This is a genomic window from Chitinophaga rhizosphaerae (genome assembly GCF_003958645.1).
GTDB lineage: Bacteria > Bacteroidota > Bacteroidia > Chitinophagales > Chitinophagaceae > Chitinophaga > Chitinophaga rhizosphaerae.
In genome coordinates this window covers 272,089-287,721 of sequence record NZ_RXLO01000001.1, presented here as the reverse complement: position 1 = coordinate 287,721, position 15,633 = coordinate 272,089, and the positions used below count along the sequence as shown (strand labels likewise).

General features: G+C 55.2%; 13 protein-coding genes, 1 tRNA gene and 1 pseudogene. 5 read left to right on the top strand and 10 right to left on the bottom strand.

Annotation, left to right across the window (positions count from 1 at the left end; all coding sequences use genetic code 11):
• Nucleotides 1–138 precede the first annotated feature (138 nt).
• Together EJ361_RS01115 and EJ361_RS01110 are read right to left on the bottom strand one after the other, a co-directional pair.
• Nucleotides 139–222: transfer RNA gene (locus tag EJ361_RS01115), tRNA-Leu, on the bottom strand.
• 11 nt (nucleotides 223–233) lie between these two features.
• On the bottom strand, nucleotides 234–647 hold the full coding sequence (locus tag EJ361_RS01110; protein ID WP_126243502.1) for an iron-sulfur cluster co-chaperone HscB C-terminal domain-containing protein: 414 nt from the start codon (nucleotides 645–647) through the stop codon (nucleotides 234–236).
• On the opposite strand from EJ361_RS01110, the gene EJ361_RS01105 reads away from it, so the two are divergent.
• Entirely contained in the window at nucleotides 637–1,848 is a 1,212-nt protein-coding gene (locus EJ361_RS01105) for an NAD(P)-dependent oxidoreductase (protein ID WP_126243501.1), read from the top strand. The genes EJ361_RS01110 and EJ361_RS01105 overlap by 11 nt on opposite strands.
• Before the next feature lie 61 nt (nucleotides 1,849–1,909).
• Here the strand turns inward: EJ361_RS01105 and EJ361_RS01100 are convergent, their stop codons facing one another.
• A complete protein-coding gene (locus EJ361_RS01100; RefSeq protein ID WP_126243500.1) occupies nucleotides 1,910–2,467 on the bottom strand; it encodes a dihydrofolate reductase family protein in 558 nt (185 codons plus the stop codon).
• A 285-nt stretch (nucleotides 2,468–2,752) separates the two neighbouring features.
• Here EJ361_RS01100 and EJ361_RS01095 point away from each other — a divergent pair, with 285 nt between their 5' ends.
• Nucleotides 2,753–3,583: a class I SAM-dependent methyltransferase gene (locus EJ361_RS01095; RefSeq protein WP_126243499.1), complete on the top strand. Its 831-nt coding sequence runs from the start codon at nucleotides 2,753–2,755 to the stop codon at nucleotides 3,581–3,583.
• Nucleotides 3,584–3,654: 71 nt separating this feature from the next.
• Here the strand turns inward: EJ361_RS01095 and EJ361_RS01090 are convergent, their stop codons facing one another.
• Nucleotides 3,655–4,062 carry a DUF6194 family protein gene (locus EJ361_RS01090; RefSeq protein WP_240646511.1) on the bottom strand — a complete coding sequence of 136 codons (408 nt, stop codon included), beginning with the start codon at nucleotides 4,060–4,062 and terminating at the stop codon, nucleotides 3,655–3,657.
• 94 nt (nucleotides 4,063–4,156) lie between these two features.
• On the opposite strand from EJ361_RS01090, the gene EJ361_RS01085 reads away from it, so the two are divergent.
• On the top strand, nucleotides 4,157–4,507 hold the full coding sequence (locus EJ361_RS01085; protein ID WP_126243497.1) for a winged helix-turn-helix transcriptional regulator: 351 nt from the start codon (nucleotides 4,157–4,159) through the stop codon (nucleotides 4,505–4,507).
• A gap of 37 nt (nucleotides 4,508–4,544) precedes the next feature.
• Here the strand turns inward: EJ361_RS01085 and EJ361_RS01080 are convergent, their stop codons facing one another.
• From EJ361_RS01080 to EJ361_RS01060, 5 genes and pseudogenes are all read right to left on the bottom strand, one after another.
• A complete protein-coding gene (locus EJ361_RS01080; protein WP_126243496.1) occupies nucleotides 4,545–5,258 on the bottom strand; it encodes a tRNA1(Val) (adenine(37)-N6)-methyltransferase in 714 nt (237 codons plus the stop codon).
• 7 nt (nucleotides 5,259–5,265) lie between these two features.
• The gene (gene tsaD / locus EJ361_RS01075; RefSeq protein ID WP_126243495.1) at nucleotides 5,266–6,273 is read right to left on the bottom strand and encodes a tRNA (adenosine(37)-N6)-threonylcarbamoyltransferase complex transferase subunit TsaD; all 1,008 of its coding nucleotides are present in this window, start codon (nucleotides 6,271–6,273) and stop codon (nucleotides 5,266–5,268) included.
• Between the two features lie 83 nt (nucleotides 6,274–6,356).
• Entirely contained in the window at nucleotides 6,357–7,082 is a 726-nt protein-coding gene (locus tag EJ361_RS01070; RefSeq protein ID WP_126243494.1) for a DUF4197 domain-containing protein, read from the bottom strand.
• A 274-nt stretch (nucleotides 7,083–7,356) separates the two neighbouring features.
• A pseudogene (locus EJ361_RS26110) lies at nucleotides 7,357–7,539 on the bottom strand (Fic family protein); the annotation flags it as partial.
• A 221-nt stretch (nucleotides 7,540–7,760) separates the two neighbouring features.
• On the bottom strand, nucleotides 7,761–9,014 hold the full coding sequence (locus EJ361_RS01060; RefSeq protein WP_164714028.1) for an ABC transporter permease: 1,254 nt from the start codon (nucleotides 9,012–9,014) through the stop codon (nucleotides 7,761–7,763).
• A gap of 91 nt (nucleotides 9,015–9,105) precedes the next feature.
• Here EJ361_RS01060 and EJ361_RS01055 point away from each other — a divergent pair, with 91 nt between their 5' ends.
• Nucleotides 9,106–10,689, top strand: coding sequence for a peptide chain release factor 3 (locus EJ361_RS01055; protein WP_126243491.1), 1,584 nt, complete (start codon nucleotides 9,106–9,108; stop codon nucleotides 10,687–10,689).
• 530 nt (nucleotides 10,690–11,219) lie between these two features.
• On the opposite strand, the gene EJ361_RS01050 is transcribed toward EJ361_RS01055, so the two are convergent.
• Entirely contained in the window at nucleotides 11,220–15,122 is a 3,903-nt protein-coding gene (locus EJ361_RS01050; RefSeq protein ID WP_164714027.1) for a glycosyl hydrolase, read from the bottom strand.
• A gap of 123 nt (nucleotides 15,123–15,245) precedes the next feature.
• Between EJ361_RS01050 and EJ361_RS26105 the strand changes: the two genes are divergently transcribed.
• A complete protein-coding gene (locus tag EJ361_RS26105; protein WP_126243489.1) occupies nucleotides 15,246–15,581 on the top strand; it encodes a hypothetical protein in 336 nt (111 codons plus the stop codon).
• The last annotated feature ends 52 nt before the right edge of the window (nucleotides 15,582–15,633 follow it).

The following is a 15,633-nucleotide window of genomic DNA, read 5'->3' as shown; positions in this document are numbered from 1 at the left end:
CGATTTTTTTCGCATCGAAAAGAAAATTTCATTCGAATGATGACGGAAGAGTATCACAGCGGGGATGATGTAGGTCATGAAAGGATGGCGTGAAATGAAAAAAAGCCTGACATCTCGAGGGATATCAGGCTTTTTTTGTGCCCAGAACAGGAATCGAACCTGCACTCCGTTTCCGAAACAAGATTTTGAGTCTAGCGCGTCTACCAGTTCCGCCATCTGGGCATGCGACCGGGTTATAAAGCCTTATCGCGGGTTGCAAATGTAGAAATTCTTTGTTGAATCCGCAATAAATATTTTAGCTTGACGAAACATTCTTTCAACAGGGCCAACTGCTCCTGGCTGGCGTGTCCGTTCTCAAAGGCTGACAGCGCGGGCTCCGCGTCTTCCGCCAGGTGCTGCATCCACCCTGAAATCCTGTTACCCAATTGCAGCACTGCGGTTACATCCCCGCGATTTTCCAGTTCGAACAACTGGCTGTTCACTTCCAGCATTTCCATCATGAATATTTCGGGCAATGCGTATTTCTCTCCGGGGCCCATCAGCCCCTCAAATCGTTTCAGTACCTCCATCTGATTTTGCAAAAAAGCAAATTTACAGTAATGTTGCAGCATTCGATCCAAACACCAATAAACAATCATGGCTTCCATTCAAATCGGACTGATCCGTGAAGAGAAAATTCCGCAAGATAACCGTGTAGCGTTCACCCCGCAGCAATGCCAGTGGATCCTTTCCCGTTACCCGACCGTGCAGATCACCGTGCAGCCCTCGCCGCACCGTGCCTTCAAAGACGAAGAATACCGCGCCGCCGGTATCCACGTTGCCGAAGACCTGTCGCACTGCGACATCCTGCTCGGCATCAAGGAAGTACCGAAAGACAGGCTCATCCCGGGAAAAACGTACCTTTTCTTTTCGCATACCAAAAAACTCCAGCCCCAGAACCGCGAAATGCTGCAAGCCATCATGGAACGCAAGATCTCGCTTATCGATTACGAATGCCTCGTGCATCCGGACGGGCAGCGCATCCTCGGCTTCGGGTTCTTCGCCGGCGTCGTTGGCGCGCATAACGGCCTGCTGGAATACGGACGGCGGACGGGCCTTTTCGATTTCAAGCGGGTGTACGAATGCCACGACTTCCAGGAACTGATCACCCATTATTTCGGCGTAAAGCTCCCGCCCATGAAGATCGTCACCACCGGTTCCGGCCGCGTGACGGCGGGGATACTGGAAGTAATGGGGCTCCTGGGCATCAAATACATCCCGCCCGACGAATTCCTCATCAACGAATACGCCTACCCGGTTTACACCCAGCTGAAGGCGGGAGAACTGTATCTCCGCCGTACAGACAAAACCTACAGCCGGGAAGATTTTCACGCCCATCCCGAACTGTACGACTGCAAATTCCTGCCCTACGTCACCTGTTCGGACGTGCTCATGAACGGGATTTACTGGGACCAGGAGATAGCGCCGCTGTTTACCTGGGACGACCTGGCGAAGGAAAATTTCCGCATCCAGGTGATCGCCGATATTACCGACGACCAGGGCGGCTCGGTGCCCTGCAACCTGGGAGACGCCACCATCGAAGACCCCGTTTACGGCGTACACCGCGTGCACCGCAACAGGATTGCACCCTATGAAAAGGAAGGCGTCACCATGATGTGTGTGGGCAACCTGCCCAACGAGCTCCCGCGCGATGCATCCCAGTTTTTCGGCGACCACCTGATGAAATATGTGTTCGACGACCTGGTGAACGGCGGCAGCGAAATGATCAGGAAAGCGACCATCGTGGCCCACGGCAGCCTCACCGAACGGTATGCCTATATGAAGGCGTATGCGGAAGGGACGGCGTGATGGCCATTCCGGCTTTTTAAAAGCCCCAGGCGCTAATCCCGGGGCTTTTCGTTGTTTTCTGCTATTGTTTACTGTATCGCAACACTACGTGCCCTGATCCCAGGGTCCTCGTTTGCTCCAGTTTTAACCCCAGTTGATCCGGCATTTGCACCGTATCGAACAGGCGCCTCCCCGCTCCTGCTACGACCGGGTGTACCACCACGATGAACTCATCTACCAATCCCAGCTCCAGCAATTCTGCCGGCAATGCCACGCCGCCGACCAGGATGGCTTTTCCGGGCTCATTTTTCAAGCGCGTTATTTCTGTAGCCAGGTCGGTTTTGACGAGCCGGGAATTCCGGTCGTCCACTCGCTCCAGCGTCCGTGAGAAAACGACTTTCGGGAGGGCGTCGAACCCATGTGCGAAGTCGAGTAACGACTTTGCAGGTGCCACATTGCTTTTCGCGATATCCGGCCAGAAAGGCACCATCAGCTCATAGGTGACCCGCCCATATACGATGAGGTCGACCTCCCGCATCAGCGCCGTGAAATATTCATGTACCTCCTCCCCGGGACTCCCCTTGGTATGGGAGCAGCAACCGTCCAGGGTCACATTGATGGCGAAAATGAGTTTTCTCATGGGATGGCATTTTTCGTGTGATAATCCCCAAAATAATGAATTCCTTCAAGAATGGCCTCCCTGCGGGTTTTATGTTCCGTTACATCCGACCCTTCGGATTTTCATGGCAAACAGGCGATACTTTCCTGGGTAATCCGGCATTTATTTCAGATATTGGTGTCCGCCGGCACGGTTCCGGCACCGCTTTTCTAACGCCCGGCCTGAAATTGAACCTGGAGCAGCTGTAGGGAACAGAGGCGAAAAAACTGGCAACCAAAACAAGTGAAAGACCTGAAACAGCCGTATATGAGCAAAATTAAATTCCTATCGCCCGTCCACGTCAAGAACAAGATACGGTTGGGTAGAAATTACGATGGAGGTTACGTTGTGTACGAGAAAGCGATCCATCACACCGACCGGCTGCTGACTTATGGCGTAGGTTGGGAAACTTCGTTCGAGGAAGATTTCAATTCCCGTACCGGCAAACCCGTCCTCATGTTCGACCCCACCATGTTCAACGGCGAATACGTGAACATGCGGCACTTCGCGAAACTGATGATCTCCTTCCGCTTCCGGAAGGCAAAAAGATACCTGTCCACCGCCAAGAAATGGAAAAAGAAACTGACGGAGCTCAATGAAAGGAACATCGTGTTCGTAGACGAAGGCATTGCGCCGGAAAAGAACGGCAAATACAATTCGCTGGAACATCACATGGAACAATACGGCCTTTTCGATGAAAACGTGTTGCTGAAAATCGATATCGAAGGCGGGGAATACGGGCTGCTCGATCATCCTAAGTTCCTGGCCTGCCTCGGCCGCGTCAATCAGCTGATCTTCGAATTTCACGACCTGAAAAACAGGCTGCGCGAAGTGGAAAGCATCCTGCGGCTGCTGGAACGGGAGTACACGCTCATCCATGTGCATGGCAATAATTACGGCGATACGTTCTATGCTTACGAGTTTTCGGGCAGCGGCACCAACGACGTGCTCATCCCCGACGTGCTGGAACTCACGCTGGTCAGGAAATCCGTGCTCCAGGAGTCGGACATCGTTCATGAAGAGGAATCCTATCCTATTCCGCAGCTGGACTTTCCCAACAATCCACAAAAGAAAGACATCCCGATCCTCTTCGTTTGACCGGCATATGCTATTGGGTTCGTCCTGCCCCGCATTGACCGTGGCAGGACGGCCGCTTTTCAGGCCTGTCCCTACCGGTGCTTCTTCTCAAACCGCCGCTTCGCGATGCGCCAAGCCTCTTCTATCAACCCAAAGGTTTTCTCCCCGTTTTCTCCTTCCGGGTTGAGAATGCAGACATAATGCTGCGCGGCGTAATGCGGATGCGGCAGGAACCGGTCGAGCACAGCGTAGTCCCATTCTGCGGCAGGCTCCGGGAACATCCCTGCGAACGTTTCCTTCAACACCCCGATGTTCACCCGGAACACCCCTTCCCTGCTCAATTCCGACACATTGTCGTATTCATTGTCGGCAATGGCGATGCTTGCGAATGGCAGCATCTGATCTGTTGAATAGAAATAAAAAATATACCCACCATGCTCGACCCGGGTAGTGCCGGGCAAGTTTTGTAAGATGAATTGTTCGATAAGATCTACAGTCATACAAAGACGTTTGACCGCAAAGTTAGGTCGATGCCGTACATTTGAAAAGTACTGGCAAGCCTGTCAGCTACTGACAACAAGTAAAGTATTCAGCATGGCCGCACCGCTCACGAAGAAAAAAAATCCGGCGCCCTGTCCGTTCCAGGAGTCGATGGACCTCCTTTCCGGCAAATGGACGATGTCTGTCATCAACGCGCTGATGGGCGGGGTGTTGCGTTTCGGGGAACTGGAGCGTGCGGTGCCGGGCATCAACACGCGGATGCTGGCCAGAACGGTAAAGGAGCTGGAAGAACGGAAGATCGTTTCGCGGAAACCCTATCCCACCGTGCCTCCCACGGTCGAATACACGCTCACGGAGAAAGGGCTCGCCCTCAAACCGGTGATCCAGGCGCTCCAGGCCTGGGCGATCACCAACTATCACAAAGTGCAATCAGAACAGTCCTGAACCGCTTCAGCGGATTGTTTAGGCGATGGCAGAACCGCTAGAGATAGAGGTAGAAAGGTTGCAGCAGTGCGGAAAACGCGGGAGTATATTGCCGATGTTCATCATGAATGACAAGCGTTTCAGCGGGCTGTGCGCCCCCTTTTCCGAAGATGCCGGCCGAACGGAAGGGAGCATGTGCGGGCGACTGTTGCATGTTGAGCTGCGCGCGGAGAGAATACCCTTGCGCGGCGGCAAGTTCCTGGAAAATCCTGAACTCCGCGTACGGAAGTAATATTGAAAAGCTCCCCGCTGGCGACAGCAATCTGGCGATGGCACCGAGCAGGTCAGCGTATCCCAGTGTAGCGGTATGCATCGCAGCGGTTCGCCGGGCATCCGGGCCGCGAAGGTCGTTTTGGAAAAACGGCGGGTTGGTGATGATAAAATCGTAAGGTTCGGGATGGGTAAATGTCCGGATGTCGGATTGTACCCCGCGAAGGCGGGTATGCCAGGGCGACCCCGCGAAATTGGCAATGGCTTGCGCGGCAGCGGCAGCGTCCAGTTCCACGGCGTCGATGGTAGCCGGCGTTTCCTGGGCGAGCATGAGGCTGAGAAGGCCCGTTCCGGTACCGATGTCCAGCACACGGGCCGGTGGGCGCGACCGCAGGATAGCGGCCGTCCACGCGCCCTGGATGCACGCGTCGGTACAGACTTTCATGGCGCTGCCGGCCTGCTCTACCCTGAACTGCTTGAACTGGAACCAGGAATTGCCCATGTTGCGGTTATTCGAATGCCGCGCGGGCCGTGGGAACGGTGTCCGCAGGACTGAAAGCCCCGGCGAGGTATTTGTAATGCGCCGTCATGGCGATCATGGCGGCGTTGTCTGTACAATACTGGAACTGCGGGATGTAGACATTCCATCCGTTTTGTTTGCCAAGCGCCTCCAGGGCGTTGCGCAGGCCGGAATTGGCACTTACCCCACCGGCAATGCAAATCTCCGTGATCCCCGTTTCCTGTGCGGCTTTCGCGAGCTTGTTCGTGAGGATCGTGACGATGCGGTGCTGGATGGAAGCGCAGATATCTGCCAGGTGGGTTTCCACGAATGCCGGGTCTTTCGCCGTGTTTTCCTGCAGGAAGTACAGGATCGATGTTTTAAGGCCGGAAAAGCTGAAATCCAGCCCGGGAATCTGCGGTTCGGGGAACCGGTAGGCTTTGGGATTGCCTTCTTTGGCGTATTTATCGACGAGCGGACCGCCGGGGTACGGCAGGCCGAGGAGTTTGGCGGATTTATCGAACGCTTCGCCGGCGGCATCGTCGAGCGTTTCACCGATAACTTTCATTTGCAGCGGCCCTTCTACCAATACGATCTGCGTATGGCCGCCGGAAACGGTGAGGCAAAGGCAGGGGAAGGCCGGTTTCGGATCATCGATGAAATTGGCGAGCACATGCGCCTGCATATGGTGAACGCCGATGAGCGGGAGATCGAGCGCCAGGGCCATCGACTTGGCGAAGCAGCTGCCGACCAGCAGGGAGCCGATGAGGCCAGGGCTTTGCGTAAACGCGATGGCGCTGAGGTCTTCCGGCTGCATGCCGGCTTTCTTCAGTGCCAGGTCTACCACCGGAACGATGTTTTCCTGGTGGGCGCGGGAGGCCAGTTCGGGCACTACTCCGCCGTATTGTTGGTGAACGGCCTGTCCGGCGATGACGTTGGACAGGATGGTCCCGTCGGAGATGACGGCTGCGCTGGTATCGTCGCAGGAAGATTCTATGGCAAGTATGTTAACCGGCATAAGTCCGCAAAGTTACGCGAAAACCTCCGGAAATGCATGTCTTGCCGGCACACTTGCGCCCAAACCGTTATACGGGTAGGAGATTACTTATTTTGGGCCAGCGAGCTGCCGAAGACCGTTTTAAGGAGCTCGGTGACGCGGGCGGCGGGGTCTTTCCGGATTTTCTGCTCCTCTGCCCCTACTTCATGGAAGATGCCGTTGATGGCGCGTTCGGTGACATAGGCGGTGAGGTCTGTATTGACGGGTGTTTTGGAGAATTTGTTATAGACGGTGAATACGTCTGCCCAATATTTGGTGGCGTCTACTTTCTTCAGTGCATTGTTGATGACGGGGCTGAAGGCGGTAGTGAGTGCCGAAGTGGTTTTCTGCTTGAAATAGTTGGTAGCAGCGAAATCGCCCCCGCGGAGGATGCCGATGGCGTCGGTGATGGACATTTGTTTGATGGCGTTTACGAAGATGGGGGCGGCAGATTTGGCGGCTTCTTCGGCACCGCGGTTCATGGCGAGGATGGCTTTATCGACTACGTTGCCCATGCCGAGGTTGCGAAGGGTGGATTCCACTTTCTGCGCTTCGGGCGGCATGAGGATTTTGAGCATGGCGTTAGCGAAGAACCCGTTGGGCGCGGAGAGGCGGCTGGCGGAGTTCTGGGCGCCGATGCTGAGGGCTTCTTTGAGGCCTGCGGCGATCTGGAAACTGTTGGGCTGACCGGTGGTTGTGGTGGTGGGCAGCGTACTGAGGATCTGTTGGGTGGTCTCGCATCCCGAAAAGAGTGTCATGCAAAGGGCGCCGGCAAGGAATATGTGTTTCATCGGTTGATTTGAATTGCGTGCAAAGATATGGAGGGGAAGGCAATTGATGTGCCAAACAGAAAATTTGAAACTAAGTACGGCTATGCCGCCCTTTCTCCAGATTCAATCGCCTGAAGCACGACATTCAGTTTAACATCCGGGCTTTCAAGGAGTTTGTGTTCAAAAGAATCCTCCATGGGAAGTATCTCCTTTTCAGATAGCTCGAACAGATGGAGATATGTTTTCCGATCAACGTCCCTTATGAAATTTGGCGGGAAACCGGTTTTCAGCAGTATCAGTTTACGAAAATCCGTGCTATCCTGCCATTGCCATCGCTAAAGGGATGAATATCCAGCAACTGTTGATGAAACTGCGTGGCTATCGGCAACGGATGCCGGTTGACGGTATCACTATCTACCTCGGCGAGTTGATGATCGATGACGGCTACAAGGGCTTCCATGGCTCCCGGGACGTCGGGAGGAGATAAATATCCATATTTTTAGCGCTGCTTAGCATCGTCGCGTTCTCGAACACTTTGTATCGTCCGGGATTAAAGCGACCGTCGTCTTCTCATTGAACGATGTATTTCATCAAGTCTTTATGGAGCCGCAGGATGTTTTCAACGGATATCTTTTCAATGTGGTAATCATCGAACACGGCGTCCAATTAATCCGGCACACCGGAGAATTCCGGAAATCGTCAATTACTCCTGATCGCCACAACGGGATCGAGCTTGCTGGCGGTGTAAGCGGGAATGAACCCGGCAATGATGCCTACGATCCCGGAAATGGAAAAGCCAAGGAGGATATTGCCGACCGACAGCCCGATCTGGAAAGAGCTGAACATGTTCCTGGCGATCAGGGCGCCCCCGTAAACGAACAGCAGTCCCAGGCCGCCGCCTACCATGCAAAGGATCATGGACTCGATGAGGAATTCCGTTAATATAACGCCAGGGCGGGCGCCGATGGCCTTTTTCAGACCGATGATATTGGTTCTTTCCTTTACCGTTACGAACATGATGTTCGCGATCCCGAAACCGCCCACCAGCAATGCGAATGCTGCGATCAACCAGCCGCCGGCGTTGATGTAGGTAAATAGCGTGGTCAGTTCCCCCTGCACCGTCGTGATCTCGTTCAGGGCAAAATCGTTCCCGTCTGCCGGTTTCAGCCGCCGGATGGCCCGCATGGCCCCGGTAAGATCGTCTTTCATCTGTGCGGTGGGGATACCGTCGGCTGAACGGACCAATATGGTCGTATTCGTATTCCAGTTCCGCTCGTCCACGATCGTGCGGGCGTAGAGATAGTTCAGGAGCACACAATCATCGTTCAATACCCCGCCGATCATGCTATCCCCTTTCCGCTTCAGTACCCCGATCACCCGGCACTTCCGGTTGGAAACGCGGATCTCCTTGCCCACGGCAGCGTCCACGTTGCCGAAAAGCCCGTCGGCGATGTTCCACCCCAGCACCACGGCGTTGGAACTGCTGTTGAACTCGGAGGGACTAAAGTACCGCCCCGCCGCCAGTTCGATAGTCTGCATCTTATCAAGATCGGCCGATGTAGCGATGAGGGCCACCTGGTCCATATAATCCGATCCGAACTCCACTTTCCGGCCGCTGGTGGAAAAAGTGAAAGTAACGGCATCTGCCGACCCCACTTTGTCTTTGATCTGGCGGACTTCCTGGAATTTGGGCTGCGGGCGGTTCACATACTGCCACCATTCACCTCCGCCGTCCCACGGCCACTTTTCAACATAGATCACGTTGGTGCCCAGGGAGTTAAGGTCTTTCCGGATGGAAGTCTCCATACTCTCCGTCACCGTCAGTACCGCGATTATGCAGAAAATGCCGATGGTAATGCCCAGCAGCGACAGGAAAGTCCGCAGCTTGTTGACCCGCAGCTCCTGCAGTGCCATTTTCAGACTGTTCCAAAATATCTTGAGCGATGATAGCATAAACCAAAAATAACATATAAACCAATGCCATCCGCCTCGAAGGCGCTCCTTTTTCCCGGAAAAATGTACCTTTGCAGCCATTTGTAAAACGATGAAGTACATCAACGAGATCAATAAAAGGAAAACATTCGCGATTATCGCCCACCCAGACGCCGGTAAGACCACCCTCACGGAGAAGTTCCTCCTCTTCGGCGGGGCTATCCAGACGGCAGGCGCGGTGAAATCCAACAAGATAAAAAAACACACCACTTCCGACTTCATGGAGATCGAACGGCAGCGTGGTATCTCCGTTGCCACTTCCGTGATGACGTTCGAATACCGGGACATTCTCATCAACCTCCTCGATACCCCCGGCCACAAAGACTTCGCCGAAGACACCTACCGTACCCTCACGGCAGTCGACAGCGTTGTGCTGGTGATCGACTGCGTTAAGGGCGTGGAAGAACAGACCAAGAAGCTCATGGAAGTCTGCCGCATGCGCGACACGCCCGTGATCATCTTCGTTAACAAGCTCGACCGCGACGGCAAAAATCCCTTCGACCTGCTCGATGAGCTGGAAGAACTGCTCAACATCCGCGTGCGCCCCCTTAGCTGGCCCATCAATGGAGGCAAGGATTTCAAGGGCGTATACAACCTGTACGACAAAAGCTTCGTTTCCTTCGCCGCCAATCGCAAGGCTACCGACGAAGACATCGTGCCGCTGGCCGACTTGTCCAGCCCGCAGATCGACGAACTTTTCAGCGCCAAGGACGCCGCGCAGCTGCGCAACGATGTGGAACTGATCGAAGGCGTATACGATACCTTCGACGCGCAACCCTACCTGGAAGGCAAACTGGCCCCCGTATTCTTCGGTTCCGCCGTGAACAACTTCGGGGTGAAAGACCTCCTGGATACTTTCGTCGATATCGCGCCCGTCCCGCGCGACCGTGAGGCCAGCACCCGTGAAGTAAAAGCCACGGAAGACAAGTTCTCGGGCTTCATTTTCAAGATACACGCCAACCTCGATCCCCGGCACAGAGACCGTATCGCGTTTCTGCGCGTATGCTCCGGACGTTTCGAGCGGAATAAATATTTCCACCACGTGCGGCTCGACAAAGACGTCCGTTTCGCCAACCCGTACAGCTTCCTGGCGCGGGAAAAGAACATCGTGGACGATGCGTTCCCCGGCGATGTGGTGGGGCTTTTCGATACCGGCAATTTCAAGATCGGCGATACGCTCACCGAAGGAGAAAACTTCTTTTTCACCGGGATCCCCAGCTTCTCGCCTGAACTGTTTAAGGAACTGGTGAACAAAGACCCCATGAAAACCAAGCAACTGGAGAAAGGCATTTCCCAACTGACCGACGAAGGCGTGGCCCAGCTCTTCACCCAGCACAACGGCAACCGCAAGATCATCGGCTGCGTGGGCGACCTTCAGTTCGAAGTAATCCAGTACCGCCTGCTCCAGGAATACGGCGCTTCCTGCCAGTTTAATACCCTACCCTTCTACAAAGCCTGCTGGATCACGGGCGATAAAAAGAAGCTGGAAGAATTCACCCGCTTCAAAGGCGCCAATGTAGTGCAGGACAAAGACGGTCATCTCGTGTACCTCGCGCAATCTGAATGGTACCTCAATACCGAACGGGCCAACAATCCCGATATCGAGTTCCATTTCACTTCAGAGATACATAAATAGAGTTTCATACATAGCTAAAGCATCCACTACGTAAAAGTTTTTTTACGCTTTCAACATTGTACGAGTAATCGAAGCATCTGCGAAGCAAACTGCTGCCGAAGCACCAATGCCGAAACAAACCATTGGTGTTCCTGATACCGCACACCAGCAAACTGCCCGCCGGCATTCGCCCGGCAAACACGTTCCCGCGTCCACTAATTGCCATGGATAATGACAAAATAAACCGCCTGCCGGATAAACAGCCGGCGGTTTGTTTCTCGTGCGATGATGAATGGTAAGTAGTTCAGAAATGTGCCGCACCAAGGCAAACACTATTAACTCGAAATCACTTCTTTGGGTTTATACAACAATTGGGTTAAAAAAAATATCTTTCTGGATCTGGATTTGCCGGCAACCACTTGCCTGGCCGCCTTTTGCCGATGCCCGTGATCGATGCATCAACAAGTCAAAAATAATGAGAAAATGCATCCGAAGAACGAAAGGACTGACATATTTATAGCTGCCATGTTTGTGGGTGAAAGGACGGTACATCAACCCTCCCATTCCCAGGCCACCAACAACCGCACCGGGCCTGCCAGACCGGATTCCAGCAGCGGATCCCCGGGCAGGTAATTATCCCAGGTGGAAATGGTCACCCGGCGACCGGGCTGCTCCCCGTTGCCCGTCCACCACGCAGGAAGCGCCGTCATGTAATTGGCGGCATTGAATGAATTTTCTTTCGGCAAATGCGCATCGCCCACCTGGCGGTTCGGCCAAAGCGTTGCCACGCAGATGCGCAATTGGTTGTCTCCCGCCTTCAGCAACGGCGTAACATCGAGCCGGAAAGGCGCCTTCCAGCTGATCCCCGCATCCTTCCCGTTCACTTCTACCTGCGCCACCACTTCCACCCTTCCCAAATCGAGGAAAACACGCTTTCCTTTTTGCAGCGCCGACGCCGGAATTGCGATGTGCTTTTCATAAGTCGCCAACCCTGAAAAATGGCGAACGTTAAAATCCTTATGCCGGTGCAACGACATCAATTCGGGAAGCTGGATTTCAGGCGGCGCGCCTCTTCCGGGCTCAAACTGCACCCGCCAGGCGCCGTTCACCGGCAACACCGAACACTTGTTTTTCACGAGCATCACCGTTCCATCCAGCTCATAACGGCCGTTTTGCCACACCAACGCTTTCAATCGGTTTTGCCGCCGATACAAACTGATGATCTCCGGAAGCTCCGGGGGCGGGAGTTTTGCGGCATAAAGCGCCGCAATTTTTTTCGCATCGAGGGCTTCGCGGTACAACTTCGGATCAGTTGTGTTGCCTTCGAAAACGCTGGAATAGAGCTCGCCTGTTGGCTTCGTTCCCAGACCGGGGATCACGGAATTGCCGCTGGCAGCCGCTTGTCCGGCGAGCTTTCCGTTGAGGTAGATGGATGGGGCGCCGTGTTGATAAACGACCACCACATGCGTCCAACCGGAAACCGGCTGCTGAACCGTCAGCACGTCTTTCGCGAAGTACGCCGCACCTTTTATCCGCTCGCAAACGCGGACCATCTGCTGCCCCGCCGCGATACCGACACAGGCGCATCGGCTGCCACCGATTTCCCCGCCTTCCGCCGGAAACACCACATACCCTTTTCCCGGCATGGCGATCGTATCCGGCCTGATCCAGGTTTCGATGGAAAATGTATTCCTGACCGATGCGAATTGCCGGAGATCGGGCGCGATGTCTACCGAAGTATGCGTCAACACTTTCCCGTCCATCTTCAACACCGTTGCGCCTTTCACACGGATTGGCTTCCGGAAAACGACCAACCACGATCCCCCGGGCGTAAACTCCATCGGCAACCGGATACCGTGCGCCGTTTCCTCGAACATCACCGCGTCTGTCACGCTGCCGTCTTCCGCGTTCCACAGCTCCGGCTGCTTCCCTTTCACCCTGAATTCCGCTTTGATCCGTTCGTGGCGCCGCAACCGGTTGCTGACGAAGTAAATATCCATCTCGTCCGTTTGCCGGTGTGTAAACCGGATGGCCGTATCGCGGCGGACGGAAGTGTAACTGAAATCTGCCGGCAACCCGATTATGTCGGCAAGCAACTTCCCGCGGAACACCATTCCTTTTCCCAGTTTGCGTTCCGTGACCGTTTGCCCGTCGAGATCGCCCCAAAGTGCAGCTGCCGCTGCGCGCAATGCGGCCACATCGCCGCCAGGACCCGGCGGTGCTTCGGGCATTTCATTGACGGCCAGCCACATCCCCGCTTCCACCAAAGTTTTCAGCCGTTGCAGCACCGGCAGCGACACCCTGTTCAGCTGGATCATCACCATCACTTTATACGTCATACCGCCGGGAAAAACGATCCGGTTGTTTTCGATACGGATAGCGGAGAAAAGCGCGTCCGGCCCCATGACATCCGCGCCGTAACCGGTTGGCCGATTGGGCGAAACGTGATCGATGTCGGGAATGCTGGCGGATGGCTCTTCGCCTTTGAAAAACACGAAATCGGCCGCGTAATGCCCCTGCTGCAGCATGTATTGGGTGCGGGAAAGGTACTTCGTCCAGCCATAGGCGTATGGCGACCAGGTGTTGGTCCTATCGAAATGGCTACCGAAATGCGCCATCGAAAACCCGGGCACTCCGTGTACGAAAGGCTGAAGCACCATGGTATGCAACACCAGCCGGTTGATGCCCATCGCCATGAAATGATCGCCCTGGATCTTGAGGGAATAGGGGTAGTCCGTCCACCGCGAAGTTTCCGGCAAACCCGTAAACGCTTCCGCGCCGATGACGCGCTTTCCCATTACATGCCCCGCCGAAAGCGCCACTGCGACGGTGTTCATCGTTCCCGGTGCGTACCGCGTCCAGAATTCGCCCATCGGCACATCGAGCGGCGCGGCGATCTGGAGGCTGTCGAACATCCCGTCGCCATAAGGTTCACCCCACAAATGCCAACCCTTCGACACGCAGAAATCCTTAAAGCCGCCGTAATATTCCGTGGCAACCAGGGTGGCCTGCGTGCGGCGGAAATCGGACAGGAACGCATTCGTGGAGGCCGAATCTACCACGATGCGGCCCGTGAGCGCCGGCAGCCATTTCAGGATCGGATAGCCGCCATGCGCGAGGAAATTTTCCGGCATGCGCGCCGTCCAGTTTTGCACGCCCACTTCCCAGCTGTCGATTTCGATGCCACGGAAAGCAGGCATGTTTTCCAGGTATGAAAAAAGATCATCGTCCATTTTCGACAGCCAATCGCCGAGCGCCGCGCGGCTAAAAGCATCGAGCACAAGGCCCGTTGCCCCATCGGGTTGCGAAGCACCTAACTGCCCCGTTGGCGTGAACCCCAGACGCAGGATCGTCCAGTTGCCGGAAGGCGGCGACCAGCGGAGCGATCCGTCGGGTTGCAGGAGTCCGGACAGGTCGATGATCGTTTCGGGATCGATGCCGGTATCCGTTTCCGGATCATTCGTGGCGGCGGTTACGTGTTGATAGAAATTCGCTTTTCCGGGCCAGTTCTGCACGCCGGCATGGGCATGCCATTCCAGGCCCGACAGCCAGGTGGCGGTATTGGTGTACAGCCGGAAATATTTCGCTTTCACCGCGGGAAATACCGCAGCGCCGGGCGCGTTCATTTTCCGGAGTTGCGGCATGGTGATGGAACATACGGGTGAAAAGTGCTCGCCGTCCGTGGAGCTTTCCAGCCGGAAGGTAGGCGGGTTGTCGGGCGGCCCGTTGTAGACGTCTGCCGGAGGTTCCGGCCGGCGCCAACAGGATAGGGACCGGAAAACGCTTTCTTCCGCGAACCCGAATTCCAGCACATCGGTATTTTCGAAGCGGATGGCGGATTCGGGGTTTTGGTCTTGCAGCGATTCCCCGTTCTCGCGTTGCCCGTTGCGGGAGAAAGTCGTGACCGGCGGAACGGGGGCTTCCGGAAATGCGAGCACGGCGATATCGCGGTAGTAGCCGAGCCTGGTGAATGGTTGCGGAAGTTGATACTGTTGCTGACGGGGCGTTGCCGGCACGGTGCGCCAAACGATCTGCTGCATGGCCTGGTGCGGCTCCACGAATACCCCTCCCGTGCCTGAAAACCCTGCGGAATGATGCAGGGTGATGTCCAGGCCGAGGCGTTCCGCTTCGCGAAGGGTGTGCTGTACCATATTCCTCCAGGTAGGGCTTCCCATACCTACCGGCCCGCGCGGCACCGCCGCTTCCACATTGAACAGGATAGCACCGCCGATACCCATGGCAGCCATGGCTTCGAGGTCTTTGGTGATGCCTGCTTCGGAAATATTCCCATTGAGCCACATCCAGAAAACCTGCGGCCGGTAGCCGTCTGGCGGCTGCAGGAATCCGCGCTCGTCGGGCGCGTCGTTCCTTTCACCTGCACGGCTCAACGATGGCCAGACGAGGAACCCTGTGGCGGTGATGACCGAGCTTCGGAGAAAATCCCTTCTTCGCATAATTCGGGGTATTGAATGAAGGGGCAACATAATGATTTTCGCGGGAAGGGGCATAAAAAAAGCTCCGGGGAACCGGAGCCTTTTTGCGGTACATTATTGTGACAACAAAAGATTACAAAATTAATGTCCGAACACGATCACGCCAGAAACCCTGGGCCTCGGAGGCAGCGGGATGGGCGGGGGCGGCGGAGGGAACGGGTAGCGCGGCCGAACCACTACAACCCTTTCCGGGCGGCGCTCATATCGCACATGTCGGTAATAATCATGGTGATGGTGCCTGTCGTAACGTACGTGTTTGTATTTCTTGTAATGACCACGGCCCCTGCCGCGGCGATCGTCATCGTCACAATCGTCGTCATGCCGGCGATAATCTCTTTCGTAACGGGAATCTCTGTCGTGCCTTCCATGCTGTGCTTGTGTGGCATAAGCTGCTCCAAGGAGGAGCGTCAAGAGGATTAGCTTTTTCATAGCTCGCTGGTTTTAGATTGATCTGGGTCCGTTCATCCCCTTT